Here is a 16,636-nt window from a genome sequence, read left to right on the forward strand (position 1 = left end):
CCAAACACTTGGCTTGGCTTAAACCAAGAACTAGGTGCATAGCACCCAGACTTGGCTATCACCAGGGAAACTAGAATGTAAACCTTGCAACCAACGACGCGTAACGCTCAGTTTGTCGTAACGTTGTTATGCCGTAGTCAGGATTAACGATTAAGCCTTTTTCACCATCTAAAGATCGCTGTTCATTGATCCCAAGCGCTTTATCACTGTTTAGTAGGTTATAAACGGTGCCCTTGAGTAACAAGTCATGTCCCATGATGTCGGTAGAGTAACTGAGTGATAAGTCTACCGTGGTTGCCCAAGGAAGATTATCAACGCTGCCGCGAGGGGCTGGGTTACCATTTTCGTCGTAATGCGAAACATGGCCGTAATATTTACTCACGCAAGCATCCCAAGGGTTACCAGGCGCACAGCTATCTACACCGACAGGGTGTTTTGAGAAATAGTTAGTCGGGCGACCTGATGACGTTCTTGCAACCAGCCCAAGAGTTAACTCATCTGTGATATCGTAAGAACCTGATACTTTTATTGAATGGCGATGGTCGTTCGGCAAATTACCATAGCCGTGATCCATCAGATCCGCGTAGTCATAGGAAGTTGTCCAACCTGGATCGGCCTGATCGTTATCGGTTTTCACTAAACCTTCTGTATTACCATAGCTATGTGACCAAGTATAAGAAGAATTAATCCGTAACTTTTCGGTAATATTGCCTTCTAAGGTAAATTCAAGTGCCAGATATTTACGCACTGCTTGTTGCAGGGCAAGCTCTTCTGCACTAAGTGTCACTTCATCGACTTGGCCATCGCCATCAAAGTCATAACTCATGGTGATCGCTTCACCCGGGTTATTTAGCACATAGTAAGAACCCTGACCGACATTGTCTTGGATACCGAGTTCGGCCAATTTCTTCGCAAGCACAGGGCCGACATCCGTATCTTCAACACTGCGTCCAAGATCTCGATAAATCGCCCTAACTCCAAATGCCATATCGTCAAAAACGGTGGTCTGATACCCTAAGGTTAATTCATCAGAATACATCGGCTTAAGGGTGGACGAAGCTATCAAACCGGGCTCTGTAATTCCGCGTTGGCGCCAGCGTCTATCTCGAAGCATTTCCCCTCGACTTGGCGAACCATCACTCAATAAAACAGGATAACCATCACTGTCGACTTGATCTAGGTCGAAATACTCAAACCACTCTACTGAAGCCGAGCCTTGAGTGATGTTCATGTTGGCAGATACAGGTTGGAAGTATCGCCCGTAAGTAAAGAAAACTTTGGATTCGCCATCACCGTTTAGGTCATAAATCGCTTGAAATCTAGGCGCAAGTTGGTTATCCATATCAACAAATGCTCTGCCGTCGGTGACGGTATTTTCAAACTGACTATAACGCAAGCCCAGATTTAACACGAGTTGGTCGGTGACCTGCCAAGAATCATTGACGTAGAATGCGAGTGAATTAACCTCAGAATCAACCGTCCTTGTTCTTATTCGACGTTCGATATAATCCTGACCTAGCGCAGCACCAGAAATGCTACCTTCACCAGCAGTTTTGATTGTCCACCAGCCTTCTGCGTCTCCAAGACCATTTTGACCTTCAAAATAATCTACTGTCACTTTGGTATAATCGACACCGAACAGAATGGAGTGGTAGTCCAAATCGATATTAAAATCTATTCTCGCTTGGTCACGGATAAATTCTTGCTCAGAAACACCGCTTGCCGTGTGGCTTGATAACGTTACCGTCCCTTCTCTTTCATCCCAAACTCCCGGTACGGTCGATGCGACAATGTTTTCTACATTTTCTGTGACTCGGCCAACTACCGCAGACACCGAGAAGAAGTCAGAAAAGTACCCATTATAGTTGATGCTGTAAACCTTACCGCCATCTTCACCTGGAGCCGCTACACCTTGTTTATCACCAATCGCATCGCTTTCCCAATCATAGGCATAGGTTTGTCTCGTCCATTCTCTTTTGTTATTCATGGCTGAAAAACCGATTGAGTGGTCTTCATTGATGAACCAATCTAGTTTTGCAAACCAGCGGTCTTCATCTCGGCTTCTGTCATTGAAGGTCGTTTGTCCAGCCCAGCGATTAACCTCTCGTCGAGGCGCATACAGGCCATAGTAAAATAAGCTGTCTTCAATGAGTGCACCACTCGCCCAGATTTGCAGTTCTTTGAACGAGTCATAATCTTGCTCAGTATTTATATTGATGGTGCCATTATCTAAATAATTAGAGTCGTGATAACTATGACTTGATGAAGGATCGACCCTCACTTCCGCCCCTAAGTTAAATTCGTTATCACCAGATTTAGAGATTGCATTAACTATCCCCCCTAATGCACCACCAAATTCAGGGCTAATTCCCCCCGTTTTAATTTGGGTTTGCGAAATAGCTTCCCAAGGCAAGCGAATTGAGCCTAAACCCGTTTGAATACTCGTGACATTTAGGCCATTAAAGTAATAGCCATTTTCTGCTGACGAAGAACCGCCAAAGCTTGATGCACCACGAAACGAACTACCACCTGGTTCAGCGGTACCCGGTGCGAGTAACGCGATACTTTCAAAGCCGGTGTTTACTGGCATAACTTTAAGCTCTGCGTCTGTAAAGGTTACGCCAGCCGTTGACGAGGCCATATCAACACGTCGGATAGCCGTACCAGTTACTGCTATCCGTTCTATATCCTGTCCTTGTTGTAATAGTTGAGCGTCTAAGATCAGCGCCTGTCCAATATTAAGCTCGACATCCTCTTCAATAACGGTTTCAAATCCTGCTTTATTAATCGACACGCTGTAACGACCAACAGGCAGGTTACGTAAAATGTATTCGCCCTTGCCATTAGTTTGTACAGCAAACTTCAGCCCCTTAGTTTTATGTGTAAAGGTCAATTGAGCCTGCGATAACTCAAGACCTTGACTATTAACGATGCTCCCTTTCACAGTGCTATTGCCATCTGCAGCAAATGCAGTAGTAGTCCCCAATGCTAGAGCAAGTGCTGATGCTGTGAGTGATTTACACAGTGTTTGCGCTGTTTTTTTGTTATTACGCATATTGTTGTCCTTTTGTTCCCATTGATTTGAGTGTTTTTTTGGTAACGAACAAACAATACACAATAGATATATTGTATACAATATTAATTATGCAATAATTACATATAAAGATAATAACACTTTGATTTGGATAGGAATTATTTATTAATTTTTTATTTCAGCTCGTTTTTGGTACCGCTTGAACTCATTACAAACAGCTTAGAAAGCAGACATGGAACAACCTAATTCATTGAATTATTTGATATATTCAAATTTAATCTAATTGGTGTCGATAGCAGTAGAATTGGACCCATTTCAATTAGGCTGCTAGCCAGAGCGTTTTACTCAACCTTCAACTTATTTGTTTTACGCTTCATATAAATTCGCCCTAGTCCAATCAAATTACTCACCAAAAAAGTACTTTCTAGCACAATTGCCATGGGTGAGCCGACATAGCAATTATGTATCAGCCAGCACACAGTACCTAACATCATCACACACCTAAATGCCACCTGCGCGCGAATAAATGCCCCTAATGTCAATAAAATACTGCCAAAAACAGCATAAAGTTCGTAATTTGCATTTAAGTGTACTAAAGGTGGCACGGTATTGAGTAGTAGAAACCCGATAAGCAAGCGCTTTGACTGCGACTTGATAAACACCAGATATCTGAGGCTCGCAACCGCCATAAGCAAAGCACCAGCCATAGCATCAAGTAGATAGAAGTGAATTGCAGTGAGTGCAGTCGACAAGCTTAGTGCCAATAACACCTGCTGGCGTTTCATAAATTGAAATGAGGCGAGATCGAGTAAAACAGCAACGGTAACCAAAACTTGAGATAATAAGAACATGACAAACTCCTAAAAGAAGCATTGTCACAGGCCGTTAGCTTGCAGTAATTCACCTAAGTTAATTTTCAGCCATTATTTTCTTGAAAGGTACTTTTATTGTAATTTCGACACCTTGTAATTTCGCCGTTTTACAGCGGATCTCGCCTTTTAAAAGTTGCGTTACCAAATTATAAACAATATGCATGCCCAATCCGCATCCGCCTTGATTACGTTTTGTGGTTACAAATGGCTCAAACAAGGTCTTTTGCATTGCTTCGTCCATGCCAACACCATTGTCGCGGTATACAATAGTCCAGTGGCTATCTGTCGCCTCGACTAACACGCTGACTGTGCCAGAGGCACTCCCCTCAAAGCCATGGATAACGGAATTGTTAAATAGGTTTGCCATTATTTGATAAACCGCGCCTGGATAGGTGGAGAGATTTACATCAGCATTCCCATTTATAGACAAGTATACTTCTTTATTTTTAGCCAATGGTTTGAGTGAATCGAATACATCATTGATATATTCAAGCAGGTTAATATCACGCTCCGTCTCACTGGATTGATCGACTGCAACTTGCTTAAAGTTACTAATAAGGCTTTCTGCTCTTTGCAGATTGCGACTGATCAGGAGATAGCCTTCTTGCTGCGCATCGATGGAGGTGACCAAATCTTTTTGCTTAAGAGTTTTATTCTCAAGCTTTTCTACCAGCTCAGATAAACAGTCTTCATTATGCGAAAGTGCGGTGATAGCTATACCTAACGGGGTGTTGATTTCATGCGCAACACCCGCAACCACAACACCCAAAGACGCCATTTTTTCACTTTCAATCAAGTCTTCTTGCGTTTGCTTTAACTCAAACATTGCTTGCTCAAGTTTCTGATTCTTTTTATATAGCTCATCGGTGCGCATCGCGACTTTTATCTCAAGTTGCTCGTTTAACGACTGCAAGGCTTGTTGATGTGCCTTCAAATCAGCAATATCTTTTAGTGCCCCAGCTATCCGCGTTGCTCTACCATTGTCATCTCGGGCCACCACCTTTCCTCTATCTAATACCCAGATCCACTCTCCTTGTTGATCTTTGACTCGAATAGACAGTTCATACACGTCTTCTCGTCCGTCGACACAGGATTGCAGACGCTCCTCAAGTAACACACAATCCTTTGGGTGTACAAACTGGTCAAGCTCATTGAGAATAAGTTTATCTTGGAGTTCACTAAAGTCGATCCTTGGATTCACGCTGTAGCGATAAATTTTACCCGACTCAACATGCCAGTCCCAAAGTTCGTCACCACTCGCCCACAACGACAACTCCAACCGCTCTTGTAACGCAGACATTTTCTGATTATCCCGCACTACTTGTTGATAGCGCCGTTGTCTCGCTCGAACAAATGCAGCGATGATCAGCACAATGACTAAGGTGTAAAGGGTTTTCGAGTAGGCATTCCACCAAATTGGCGCGGCGATATAAATACTAAATTCATGAACGGGCGACTGCATATTAAAGCGATTTACGGTATAGGTTTCTACTCGATAGGTGCCGGGCTCAAGCTGGAGTAAGTTTATTTGCCGCGCTCCATTTGCAAGTTTTAACCATTTGTCGCTTAATCCTTTAATACGGTAATAAAAGTTCAGCTTCTCAGAACCAAAATCTAAGCTTGAATATTGTAGCGATATAATATTTTGGTCATAACGTAGCCGCAATGAACCCGCAAGCTCCGGTGCGACCGTGAGGATCCCATCGAGACTTGGCTTTAATGGCTCGCCTAGTAATTCGATTGTGGAAACCAAAATAGGTCGCGCGGTATTTGAAATTGATACATTCTGAGGAAAAAATTGATTAAAGCCTTTGGCTCCGCCCATAAAAATTCGGCCATCAGGGGCTTTCCACGCGGCATTGTAGTTAAACTCATGTGCCTGTACTCCATCAATGGGTAAAAAGTTATCAATGGCAAAATCCATTACATTGACGCGCGACAGCCCACCACTGGTGCCAAGCCACATGTATTCGTAGTCATCGTAAACCAGACCCCACACAGCTTGGTTTCCTAGTCCCTCTTGCTCACCAATAGTACGGACAACTTTCATTTGTTTATCAACTAAACTAATACCCGCTTCACTTGCGACCCAGATACGTTGCCATGGATCTTCATCTATCATAAAGACCAAATTCGACTTTAAGCCATCCTGTGTGGTGAGGTTATGAAGCTGACCTTTGTTAAATCTAAACAACCCCTCACCAATAGAACCAAACCATAGGTCCTGTCCGACCACTTTAAACGACGACACGTGTGAAGGCGCATCTGAACGATTTTCAAAAAACTGCACTAAGGTTTTCGACTCTTCGTCGTACCTCATAAGACCTAGCGTCCTTGAACTCACTAAGATCTGAGATTGATACTCAATGACATCATTAAAACTGAGTTCTGGGCCATTATCAGAGTCTGGCATCAAATGGCTGTATTCTCCTTGTGTTAAAGCGTATCTAACAACGCCATCTCCCCTTGTTGTTACCCACAAGGTGTCATCATAAATCTTTACTTGGGTGATAAAGCTTCCTTTGATTGCAGATAAACTCGGGAAAATTCGATGCGCTTCGATAAAGCTCGATTTTTGATAAATATATAAACCGGATGACGTACCTATCCAAAAACGCTCACTACTGTCTAATGCGAAATTCCTAACATCTGGATGCCCCAAAGGCGCGTGCGGAAAGTTTTGTTCACCAACATGGCCAAACGACTCGCTTAGTTGACTAAAAAAGTGCAGCCCTTGTGATTCCGTGCCAATCCACAAATCACCATTTCTATCTCGTTGAACACTCAGAACATTGTTGTCTTGTAGTCCGTCATATTGCTCTGCACGACGATACCAATGACGTTTGGTATTACCTTGCAGGTCTAGAATAAACACACCTGTATTGGTAGCGACGAGTATTTCATTCGCTCTGACTTTAATTTGATGAATGCTGAGGTTTACTTTCGCGCTGACCGACTTTTGCCATTGCACTTTATTGAACTGAGTGTCGAAACTAATGATTTTATCATCCGCGTCAACCACGAATATGCGTCCGTGGGAAAGCGACAGTGTTTTAAACTCACCTTCCAACAGAACATTGGCTCCGACTTTGTCTTTAGGCTGACTAACTAGGCCATCTGCGTTGAGGTAAACAAATGCATCCCTTGTTTCTTGGACTTCACGAACAAATTTACCGGTTAAATAGAGCTTTTCAGGCGTTAAAGTTTGGTAGTTAACCCGATAAGCATCTCCTTCTTCTGTTGATACTGTGACTGATTCACCATAACAGGCCACTTTTTTCACTCTATCTGAGCTAACCGCCTCATTCTGCGCCGCTAAGATAGAGCGAAAGGTCCCCGCTTCAGTATCGTAAATGCTAAGCCCTGTACTTGTTCCAACCCAGATATATTTACCACTGTGGCATAGTGAGGTAATAAAGCCGCCAGAGAGATGATGTTTGGAGTTCTGTTTTACTTCAAATTGAACAAAATCATGACCATCAAAACGATTTAGGCCTGACTGTGTGCCAACCCAAATGTACCCGAGTTGATCTTGCGTAATGGCAGTGATAGTGACCTGACTGAGGCCAGAATTATAGTCATAGCGTCGCATAACCTGCGCCGTATCGCTAAATTCGGGAAAACTGGCAGCACAAGGAAAGCTCGGTAATAACAATAGCAGCACCACACAAAACCATTTCAGTGTGCTGTATGGTACAACGAACAAATACATGCGCTTGAGTAGAGTCATATAGTCGAGATGTTAGCCCGCGTTATATTAACTATAGCAAAAGCGAAAAATAGCATGTGTTTTTTGATGGGGTTAGCGCATCATGCAAGCATATATGCGCTACCGAGCTAAGCTACAAATAGCTAAAAACGGTGTATTCAGCCTTCGAGGATTTATAACTCAAAATGACTGTGGATCCCCGTGCCGTGTAGTAGCTCATACTTTTCTAGCAAGCCGTTTTCAAGCGTGACTAAGCTAATCGCAGAGTCTGACACCAAATAGCCATGTTTTTTTAGTGAAGAAGGATGCTTACTTACAGATAGCTGCCAACGTTTCGTAAAGAGATTCAGAGGACTATATTTGGCATACAAAATCGTGTCCATCTTATCTAAAATATTGATAAGCGGCTTTGGAAATTCATTTTTTATTCCTGATGCAGTTAACTGCCAAATGCGGTTATCATGACGTCCAAAACGTGCCTGAACCGAAAAGCAAAACGAATAATGTACATCGCCGGAGAGTATAATTGTTTCTTTAGGTGTATCTGGACGCTTAAAAATTTCAATGAGCTTTTTTGCAGCCCCTTCATGTGCCATCCAATTTTCCACATCCACCATCAGTGGCTCACCACAGGTGTTAAATACAGCTTGTATGGTTTCTATTGCCTTTACCCCAAATACTGGCGCTGGGCTTACCATCAATACTGCACTGTGGTCAATAAGCGTGTCTTGCAGCTCCATCAACATTTCCCAGTCGAGTAAACCACTTGGTTCATTGAAATCCTGTTCATTACGCCAGCGGTGTGTACGAGTATCTAGTACCACCACTTTTGGAAACGTATCTAAACAATAATGCCAGTGTGTGAATCGACGAACTTGTTTGTCAAACGCCGAAAAGTGCCATTCGTTGTCAATCAGGCTTGAATTAAAACCAGATGTCAGCGCCCCGCTGTACTCAAACGCATCATTACCAATGCCTTGAAACAGCCAATAGCTAATGATGCCATTACTGATTATACGGCGACTCACTTTATGGTTTGCAATTGCCTGTTCCCATTTAGCTGTCAAGTTCCAATCATCGGTCACATCATGGTCGTCAAACATCATTAATACAGGCACGTTCGCACACAACCGCTCAGCACTAGGCAACGTTTCGACAAAGCCTTTTAGGGCGTCAAGTTCGGACTCAAATATTCGCCTAACTTTGTCGTTACCACCATCATAATGAAGCGCATCAAAGTTAACCAACTGCCAAGCAAGATGAGAGAAGTTTAACAGGTAACAGGCGACAAACTCTTCGAAGAAAATTAGGTGATTAAAGGCCTTAACACTAGAAAAGTGCGGTTCATCCTTTCGAAACCAGTAGCCCGGTGAAAACTTTGAGCGCTCCTGCCATGGCGTCTTCGGTAGATATAAGTGACGATGGTAAAGCTGAGCTTGCCGATCAGCTGGTAGGTGCATTGGCAATTTGGTTTCTTTAAACAAACCTAGCCTTGCTATAAGTTGGTGAATAGCCAACAACATGGCGCCAGCAACATCATCTGCGTAGATCTGATCGCCAGAAAAAATACACAAGTCAGCACCTAACTCACCAAGCTCGCGCTGCTGCTCCTGCCACTGATCCGCAGTATGTAGACTGTCTTTAGCGTGATGATGCGGGTTACGGCATGAGCCATGTAATATTTGATTCAGTTTAGCAGGTATCGCAAAGCTAAGCTCTTCTCCGTAACGCAGGTAATCTGGCTTATACGCCGCGCCGTTAATGAGCACTTGATACTCAAGCAACTGTGCTGTTGGCAGAGCCTTCTCGCTGCATATCATCAAAAAATGCAAAAAGCAGGCTGCACCGAGCTGAAATGTCTCAACCTCACATCGACATTGATGGGCCAATAGCGAAGCCGAGATATCCACGGCTTCACAAGTAACAATCTGGATGCAAATTTTATTCTGCTCAGCTCGCCGAACCAGCGGGCCCATCAACACCTGAGGTAGCTGATTAAGTTGTGCTACCATCTTGGCGTTTCACCAAATTAAATAAAGAGTAAAAGTTATTCGTGGTTTGCTCTGCAAGCGCTTTGTAGCTCACTCCTTTTAAGTCAGCAATATAATATGCAACGTCTTGTACATACGCAGGCTGGTTAGTTTTGCCACGATGCGGTACAGGCGCAAGATAAGGTGAGTCGGTTTCAATCAGCAATCGGTCCATAGGGATCTGCTTAACGACTTCTTGAAGCGCGGTCGCATTTTTAAACGTCACAATACCTGAGATTGAAATGTAAAAACCAAGGTCTAGTGCCTGCTTTGCCATCGGCCAATCTTCGGTAAAACAGTGCAGCACGCCACCGCAATTTTGCGCATTGTGAGCACGCATAATGTCTATCGTGTCCGCTTTTGCATCGCGAGTATGAATGATCAGTGGTTTTTGTAGCTGATTAGCCACATCGATGTGTCCGGCAAAGCTTTCTTGCTGTACCTGATGCGTATCTTTTGAATAATAATAATCTAATCCAGTTTCACCAATAGCAACGACTTTATCATTACTCGCCAGTTGCACTAGCCTTTCAACATCCAATTTATCTTTTTGATCCAGTGGATGTACCCCACAAGATGCAGAAACATCATCAAAATGGGCTATTTTTTCTAACATGGATGGAAATTGGTCTAGCGTCACGCTAACGCATAAAAAGTGTTCTACTTGTTTTTGTCTCGCGTTGCTGAGTACTTCTTCAAGGCTTAGGCCTAACTTTTCAAAATCGAGTCTATCTAAATGACAGTGAGAGTCTACAATCATACTGGCTCTACATGGTGTAAGTTGGTTTATCTGAATGCAAAGTTGCACCCAAAAGCTTATTTATTTTATCGTTAAGAGCTGGCGCGTCAACAAACGCAACGCCAACCCCAGGTGGATTAGAATTTTGCGCGCCTTGCGGTGTTAACCAAGCAACGACCACGTCAACTTCGTCCGCTTCTAAGGCGTCAGGCAAGGTAACTCTGAGCTTTAACTCTTGCCCCATATCAAAATGGGCATTGGACTTGATAAATATGCCACCGGATTTCAGAAATGGCATATAACAACGATATAGCTCATCTAAATCTTCAAAATCCGCAAGTAACTCTTGCATGCACCACCTCTTTATAGCTGTTTTTGTAAGGCAAAAAGTAAATTAGAAATGCTAAGGTTTTGATTTAACCCTAACACATTTTTCTGTTCGTACATAAACCGATGTACTAAGCCCACCAAGTCTTGATATTGGCTAAAACTCAAACCATTCCCTTGAGTCATCGCCCCTCTAAGACGGTTGAGCAAAAAACGGGCGAATACATCGCTCATTGCGCTGTGCTTTAATAAAATCTTTTCAACCGTTTGCGCACTCTCTACTGTTAATTGATTCGCCGCGTGATAAAGCGCAGTCACATCGTCAAGCACACCTTCTTGTTGCCACGCTTCGATGATAAATGGCTGTAGAGAAAATTCGTCAAACCAAGGGAAATCACAAGCGACATTTTTAGCAGCCAGCCACTGTGCTGCTTCTGCTTGATTGGGCGAGTGAATCGCCACTTTATTGCAACGGCTCAAAATGGTGGCAGGTAACTTACTGTCATCATCGCTGGTAACGACCAAATAACGATTAGCATTTGGCTCTTCAAGTGTTTTTAATAGCGCATTAGCGGCTGAATGGGTCATCAAATGCGCGTGTTCAATCAACGCGACTTTATTGCCACCTTGCTGCGCTGAATGGTTCAAGAAATGTGTAATCTCTCGAATTTCATCCACCCCGATTGATTTTCCCTCAGGCACTACACTCAGTCTATCTGGGTGATTACCAGCTAAGTTCAAGTTACACGGCTTACATTGCCCACAGGCAGTGAGATTTTGTGGATGTGAGCATAAAAGTGCATCTGCCAAGTGCGCCGCAAGCAGAGATTTCCCTACGCCTTTTTTACCCGATAACAGCTGAGCATGGTGCAAACGACCGTTTTGTTGTGCCCGAGCAAGATAACTCAAAGCGCCGCTGTGCCAACTTGGAAGCAAATTATTCATTACCATCCACTGTTAGGTGTGTGGCTATCAAGCTATCAAGCAGTTCAATACTTTGCTCAAGTACTTGTGCTTTAGTTTGACTGGCATCAATCACAGTGAATCGTTCAGGGTCATTTTTCGCTTGAACGAGATAGCCCTCACGTGCGCGCTGCAAAAATTGTTGCTTTTCATCCTCAAGTCTATCTAACCCCTCACCTCGCGATTTGACTCGCTTTAAGCCCTCTTCAGGATCCAAGTCCAAAATCAAATTCATGTCTGGACGAAAACCGCCGAGCGCAAGCTGATTAATGGTTGTGATGGTGGCAAGATCTAGTCCTCTTGCATAATGTTGGAAACTAAATGTTGCAGCGTCAAATCGATCAGAAATAACGACTTTGCCTTGCTCAAGTGCTGGAATAATTTTTTCACGAACGTGCTGAGCACGCGCGGCCCCAAACAACATAAGTTCCGTCATGTCAGCCATTTCTGGGGTTGAGGGATCTAGAATGATTTCTCTGATCTTCTCTGAGATCTCTGTTCCACCGGGTTCACGAGTCATCACAACTTCAATACCACGTTGTTTTAAATGCGCTTCCAATCCGGTAATAACCGTTGTTTTTCCAGCGCCATTGCTGCCATCGCAGACCAGCATAAACCCTTTTTTCATAGCAAGGACGTACTCATCATTCTTATTTGGCTGTTATTTTATCGTGTTTTAGTGAATTATTCACGGCTGAAATAGAATTGAATTGCCTAGTAAATTGAATTTGTCATTCTGAAAATAATTTAAAACAGAAAAATTTGGTCTACAATAACAAGCACATCCGATTAGTTTTATGTAAGAAATGCCCCATGCCGAGCAACATTAACATGCCTTTTACTTTTAGGCCCATAAAGGAAGCGTACTGATATGCCGGGTAAAATGCTTTGCTTGGTGTTCATGTTACTTCTTCTGGTTTATAGCCCAGTCAATGCACGCGCAAGTGAACCGCCAGAGATAGATGTCGCGGTAGGACTTGAAAACTTTGATTTTCAGCCATTATTTGAAGAATTTAGTGCAAAGACGGGTATTAAAGTTAATATTCTTGCCTTTAACAACAATCAGTTAAAAAGCGAGTTATTGTTGTATGCAGATGCCCTGCAGTTACCAGATGCCGTTATTATTCCAAGCGATTATATGGGATTGTCAGAACTGCAATTTTCTCAGGTGCCTGAGTCTTGGTTAAGCAAAAAGCTCACACAAAAAGTCATCGAGAACAGTAAGGTCAATGGTGAGCTTAAGGGCGTACCAATTATGTACGGTAACCATCTTGTACTCTACTTTAACCGTGCACTTGCGCCACACCCTATTACCGACTTACAAACCTACGCACAGCAAGCGGTAGCAGACAAACCTACGCTCGGCTGGAATTTTTATGAAATGTATTGGTTTGTGACCTTTGCAAACGCCCTTCAGCCTAATCTCATTCAGGCCGGCGTGCCACAGCTTGACACCAAAGCGATGCGCCTCGCAATTTCCAATTATCAATCACTACTCAATAGCGGGATCATAGACGCTGACTGTGTATACCAATGCTTAATGAATCGCTTTAAGACCGGCAAGCTTGATTATTTTGTGAATGGAATTTGGGCATATCGTCAACTTAAAGACAAGCTTAAAGACGACCTAGCCATCGCGCCTTTACCAAGGTGGGGTAATCATCAGCTGATGTCTCTCGCATCGTCTCATGTACTGGCTTTTCCTGCCAATGGCATAGAATCGAAAAAAGGTCCGCATTTAAAGCAGCTTGTTGACTTTATGCAAAGCCAGAAGGTACAAGATAAACTATGGGATGAGCTCAATGCGCTGCCAGCAAACGGGGACAGCTTAGCTGAACTTACAAAACGCGGCGACAAAGCACTGTCTCAACTGATTGCCTCTTTGCAAGAAACCTATCCACAACCGAATGAACCTATTATGGCCTATATTTGGGAAGCCATGTTAAAGGGACTAACACGCTATCTAGGTGGTGTGTATAGTGTCGAAGAAACGACGCAATATATGCAATTTATCGTCACAAAGTCGGGACAGAATGAAAGCAAATCGCAGCATCGTTGATGAAATAAAAAGAAAAATTACGGCATTATTCTCTCTCTTCCTCGTTGTACTGGTTGCGATGGTTGGCTTTTCCCTGATGCAACAAAAAGCAACCTTAGAGCAAGAAGACGTTAAACGCACTGGCGCAAGCCTTATCAGCGATTTTAAAGCGCAAGTCAATGAGCTTATCTATCAAGTTGCACCATTAAGTGAAGACCATATTTTATCTACCTTACCGAGTGATTTACTGTTTACTCAATACGCGGTTAAGGCGCTAACTAACTTAGTCGACAATACCGACATGGTAAAATCTGCGTTTATCAACGATGGCTCCGTCTTTACCGTAGAGGGATATCCGTTTGACACCCTACGTTGGGACAATTCGGTATTTAGCGAGCATGCTCACAAGGTCCTCTCGCAACAGCGGCGCACTTTAAAAATCGACAAACTTGTTGTCCCCGTTGAAAGCATTGAAAAAAAACCGTCTGATCAGGCCAAGTTGTTTCTTGCCATTCCCCTTAGACAAAAATTATCATCGTTAATGCGTCCCTATAAATATACAGGTGTACTTTTCCTCGAAGTCGATCTTGAACCATTTTTAGATTCCAATCAGGGAAAAGGTTCTATCTGGCTCACCAGTCGAAACCTTGTGCTTGAGGGAACACATTACTCAAATGCTACTGAAGGTGTGTACCGCAGCCCTATTTATTCACTAAAAGACGATTTTGTAGAACTTGATTTACAGCTACAACGAGAAGCCGAAGTATACAGTAACGACATTTTACGCGCGGTGTTATACATAGTGCTTATTGGGTTGATGCTAGTGGTATTACTCACCTGGTATTTACGCCGATTAGCAAAACGGTTGACCAATCCGATGCAAGCACTTGAACGCCATTGTGAACGACTGAAACGAGGACATTACGTTTCTGCGAAAAGCGAATTTGAATTTAGAGAATTAAGAACACTTCAAGTGACCCTTAACCAACTTGCGAAACAAATCAAAGAGCAGATCAGCTCTCTTGAAAGTGAAAAAGTGAAAGCACAGAGTTCAGAGCGAGCAAAAAGTCACTTTTTGGCGAACATGAGCCATGAATTAAGAACGCCACTTAACGGTATTTATGGTGTATTTCAGTTAATGAAGCACCATAGAAATGCAGCAGACTCCAAAGAACTCATTGCACAAGGCATGACATCCACAGAAACATTACTTAGCTTACTCAATGATTTACTTGATTTCTCTAAAATTGAAGCTGGTGAATTAAAGATGGAATCAGCGGCGGTGGATATCAAAAGTATTGTTACTGAAGTAAAACAAGAGTTTGTCCACACTACCAGTGCTAAGCAAATCGACCTGATTATTCATACTGAGGAACTCGCTAACCCCTATCGACTTGGTGATTCGCTGCGTTTGAAGCAGATACTGAGAAATTTGATATCCAATGCCGTTAAATTTACCAGTGACGGCTCTGTAACCGTTATACTCCAAGATGGCGGTAAACATCTCTCCATCCGTGTAATAGATACGGGCGCCGGTATTTCCGAAGTCGCGCTCAAGAAGTTATTTAATCGATTTCAACAGGCTGACTCGTCGACCACCAGAAAATATGGAGGAACCGGTCTTGGACTCGCAATTGTAAAGCAACTCGCTGAGTTAATGGACGGCCGTGTTACGGTGACGAGTCAAGAAGGTATCGGCAGTGAGTTTACAGTTGAACTCGTACTCGATATTTGCGACGCACCAGAACAATCTATCATGCAAGACTTGCAGGCTATACCCGCCTTGAAGGATAAAAACCTGCTGCTTGCTGAAGATAACCCACTTAATCAAAAAATATTTAGTGCCATGATTAAACCAACTGAAGCGAATCTTGTCATAGCTCAGGATGGTGAAGAAGCGATTGCGCTTTATCACGAATTGAAACCTGATATCTTTTTTGTAGATATTCAGATGCCAAAAAAAGATGGCCTAAAAGTGTGTTCAGAAGTCAGAGAACAAGATAAAACAACCCCGCTTGTTGCCGTCACAGCCAACGTGATGTCAGGTGATTTAGAAAATTATCAGCAGCTTGGGTTTGATAATTGCGTCGCAAAACCGATAGATATGAAAAAACTTTATGAAGTGATAAATACGATTGTGAGTTAACGGTCAATTTCGTCCCATTTTATGTGGCTAGATGTAATAAGCTAAATTGAAGAAAGGTCACTTAAGTTACAATTGAATAACATCGTAAAATTCTTATAATCTTAGCCTGAAAGCAGACATTCACCTCCGGTAAACTTCTTCTTGTGCAACATTCAATTAGCATTCAAGGCTTTATACCATCAGCATTTTTACCTGCGCTCGTTGCATAGTTTCATCGAGTGTAATTTCATAGGAGTCAAAAGGAATGACAACCATTGTCTATAACGCAAAAACAGCAGAAATAGCCTGTGATAGTAGAACCACTACCGACAAGATCATCGTTACCGATAACGCCCAAAAGTGGTTTGATTATCATGGTTGGAGAGTGTTTTGCACCGGGCAAACATGCGATATATACAATTTGCAGCACAATTTTTTAAATAATCAGTTTGATACAATTGAGAGTCTGGAATTCATTAAATACCACCCCAAAAAAGGCGTATGGTATGGTTGTGTAAAAAGGGGCACCTGTAAATCTGAACCCTTAGCGCAATCTTATGCCATCGGCTCAGGCCAACAAGCGGCAATGTTTGGTCTACTCAATGGCTATAATACGGTGGAAATCGTTGAGCAAGTTAAACGTGTTGATTTTAGAACGGGTGGTGATATTCACTGCTTTAAAGTTACCGACCCGTTAGAAAACACATAAGCCAGCGTCAAAATACGCTGGCTTTGTCTCACTTGAGTGAGTTAACCTGAGCTTCGGATAATTAATGCCTTTCTAGCAGCCAGTTTTAAC

The 16,636-nt window shown here is 42.9% G+C and carries 11 protein-coding genes; 3 read left to right on the forward strand and 8 right to left on the reverse strand.

Annotated features, from left to right (window positions below; genetic code table 11):
- Positions 1–70: 70 nt before the first annotated feature.
- The 8 genes from A587_RS0110105 to tmk all read right to left on the reverse strand — a co-directional run bounded on the left by A587_RS0110105 (position 71) and on the right by tmk (position 12,302).
- A complete protein-coding gene (locus A587_RS0110105) occupies positions 71–3,055 on the reverse strand; it encodes a TonB-dependent receptor (RefSeq protein ID WP_017217481.1) in 2,985 nt (994 codons plus the stop codon).
- 320 nt (positions 3,056–3,375) lie between these two features.
- The gene (locus A587_RS0110110; RefSeq protein ID WP_017217482.1) at positions 3,376–3,885 is read right to left on the reverse strand and encodes a YgjV family protein; all 510 of its coding nucleotides are present in this window, start codon (positions 3,883–3,885) and stop codon (positions 3,376–3,378) included.
- 58 nt (positions 3,886–3,943) lie between these two features.
- The gene (locus A587_RS0110115; RefSeq protein WP_017217483.1) at positions 3,944–7,573 is read right to left on the reverse strand and encodes an ATP-binding protein; all 3,630 of its coding nucleotides are present in this window, start codon (positions 7,571–7,573) and stop codon (positions 3,944–3,946) included.
- A 215-nt stretch (positions 7,574–7,788) separates the two neighbouring features.
- Positions 7,789–9,627 carry an alkaline phosphatase D family protein gene (locus A587_RS0110120; RefSeq protein ID WP_017217484.1) on the reverse strand — a complete coding sequence of 613 codons (1,839 nt, stop codon included), beginning with the start codon at positions 9,625–9,627 and terminating at the stop codon, positions 7,789–7,791.
- The gene (locus tag A587_RS0110125; RefSeq protein WP_010604674.1) at positions 9,611–10,405 is read right to left on the reverse strand and encodes a TatD family hydrolase; all 795 of its coding nucleotides are present in this window, start codon (positions 10,403–10,405) and stop codon (positions 9,611–9,613) included. The genes A587_RS0110120 and A587_RS0110125 overlap by 17 nt, the downstream gene beginning before the upstream one ends.
- 7 nt (positions 10,406–10,412) lie before the next feature.
- On the reverse strand, positions 10,413–10,736 hold the full coding sequence (locus tag A587_RS0110130; protein ID WP_017217485.1) for a PilZ domain-containing protein: 324 nt from the start codon (positions 10,734–10,736) through the stop codon (positions 10,413–10,415).
- 11 nt (positions 10,737–10,747) lie between these two features.
- The gene (holB, locus tag A587_RS0110135; protein WP_017217486.1) at positions 10,748–11,656 is read right to left on the reverse strand and encodes a DNA polymerase III subunit delta'; all 909 of its coding nucleotides are present in this window, start codon (positions 11,654–11,656) and stop codon (positions 10,748–10,750) included.
- Positions 11,649–12,302: a dTMP kinase gene (gene tmk / locus A587_RS0110140; protein ID WP_017217487.1), complete on the reverse strand. Its 654-nt coding sequence runs from the start codon at positions 12,300–12,302 to the stop codon at positions 11,649–11,651. The genes holB and tmk overlap by 8 nt, the downstream gene beginning before the upstream one ends.
- A 243-nt stretch (positions 12,303–12,545) precedes the next feature.
- Between tmk and A587_RS0110145 the strand changes: the two genes are divergently transcribed.
- The 3 genes from A587_RS0110145 to A587_RS0110155 all read left to right on the forward strand — a co-directional run bounded on the left by A587_RS0110145 (position 12,546) and on the right by A587_RS0110155 (position 16,546).
- On the forward strand, positions 12,546–13,733 hold the full coding sequence (locus A587_RS0110145) for a sugar ABC transporter substrate-binding protein (RefSeq protein WP_017217488.1): 1,188 nt from the start codon (positions 12,546–12,548) through the stop codon (positions 13,731–13,733).
- The gene (locus A587_RS0110150) at positions 13,708–15,858 is read left to right on the forward strand and encodes an ATP-binding protein (RefSeq protein WP_017217489.1); all 2,151 of its coding nucleotides are present in this window, start codon (positions 13,708–13,710) and stop codon (positions 15,856–15,858) included. Before A587_RS0110145 ends, A587_RS0110150 begins: the two co-directional genes overlap by 26 nt.
- 244 nt (positions 15,859–16,102) lie before the next feature.
- Positions 16,103–16,546: a hypothetical protein gene (locus A587_RS0110155; RefSeq protein WP_017217490.1), complete on the forward strand. Its 444-nt coding sequence runs from the start codon at positions 16,103–16,105 to the stop codon at positions 16,544–16,546.
- Positions 16,547–16,636: the final 90 nt, after the last annotated feature.

The organism is Pseudoalteromonas sp. NJ631 (assembly GCF_000276645.1).
GTDB classification, from domain to species: Bacteria; Pseudomonadota; Gammaproteobacteria; order Enterobacterales; family Alteromonadaceae; genus Pseudoalteromonas; species Pseudoalteromonas piscicida.

What these genes read in the sequence shown, in the direction of transcription:
- A587_RS0110105 (WP_017217481.1), bottom strand. Translation starts at nt 3,055, where the DNA reads ATGCGTAATAACAAAAAAACAGCGCAAACACTGTGTAAATCACTCACA.
- holB (WP_017217486.1), bottom strand. Translation starts at nt 11,656, where the DNA reads ATGAATAATTTGCTTCCAAGTTGGCACAGCGGCGCTTTGAGTTATCTT.
- A587_RS0110145 (WP_017217488.1), top strand. Translation starts at nt 12,546, where the DNA reads ATGCCGGGTAAAATGCTTTGCTTGGTGTTCATGTTACTTCTTCTGGTT.
- A587_RS0110125 (WP_010604674.1), bottom strand. Translation starts at nt 10,405, where the DNA reads ATGATTGTAGACTCTCACTGTCATTTAGATAGACTCGATTTTGAAAAG.
- A587_RS0110150 (WP_017217489.1), top strand. Translation starts at nt 13,708, where the DNA reads ATGAAAGCAAATCGCAGCATCGTTGATGAAATAAAAAGAAAAATTACG.
- A587_RS0110130 (WP_017217485.1), bottom strand. Translation starts at nt 10,736, where the DNA reads ATGCAAGAGTTACTTGCGGATTTTGAAGATTTAGATGAGCTATATCGT.
- A587_RS0110120 (WP_017217484.1), bottom strand. Translation starts at nt 9,627, where the DNA reads ATGGTAGCACAACTTAATCAGCTACCTCAGGTGTTGATGGGCCCGCTG.
- A587_RS0110110 (WP_017217482.1), bottom strand. Translation starts at nt 3,885, where the DNA reads ATGTTCTTATTATCTCAAGTTTTGGTTACCGTTGCTGTTTTACTCGAT.
- tmk (WP_017217487.1), bottom strand. Translation starts at nt 12,302, where the DNA reads ATGAAAAAAGGGTTTATGCTGGTCTGCGATGGCAGCAATGGCGCTGGA.
- A587_RS0110155 (WP_017217490.1), top strand. Translation starts at nt 16,103, where the DNA reads ATGACAACCATTGTCTATAACGCAAAAACAGCAGAAATAGCCTGTGAT.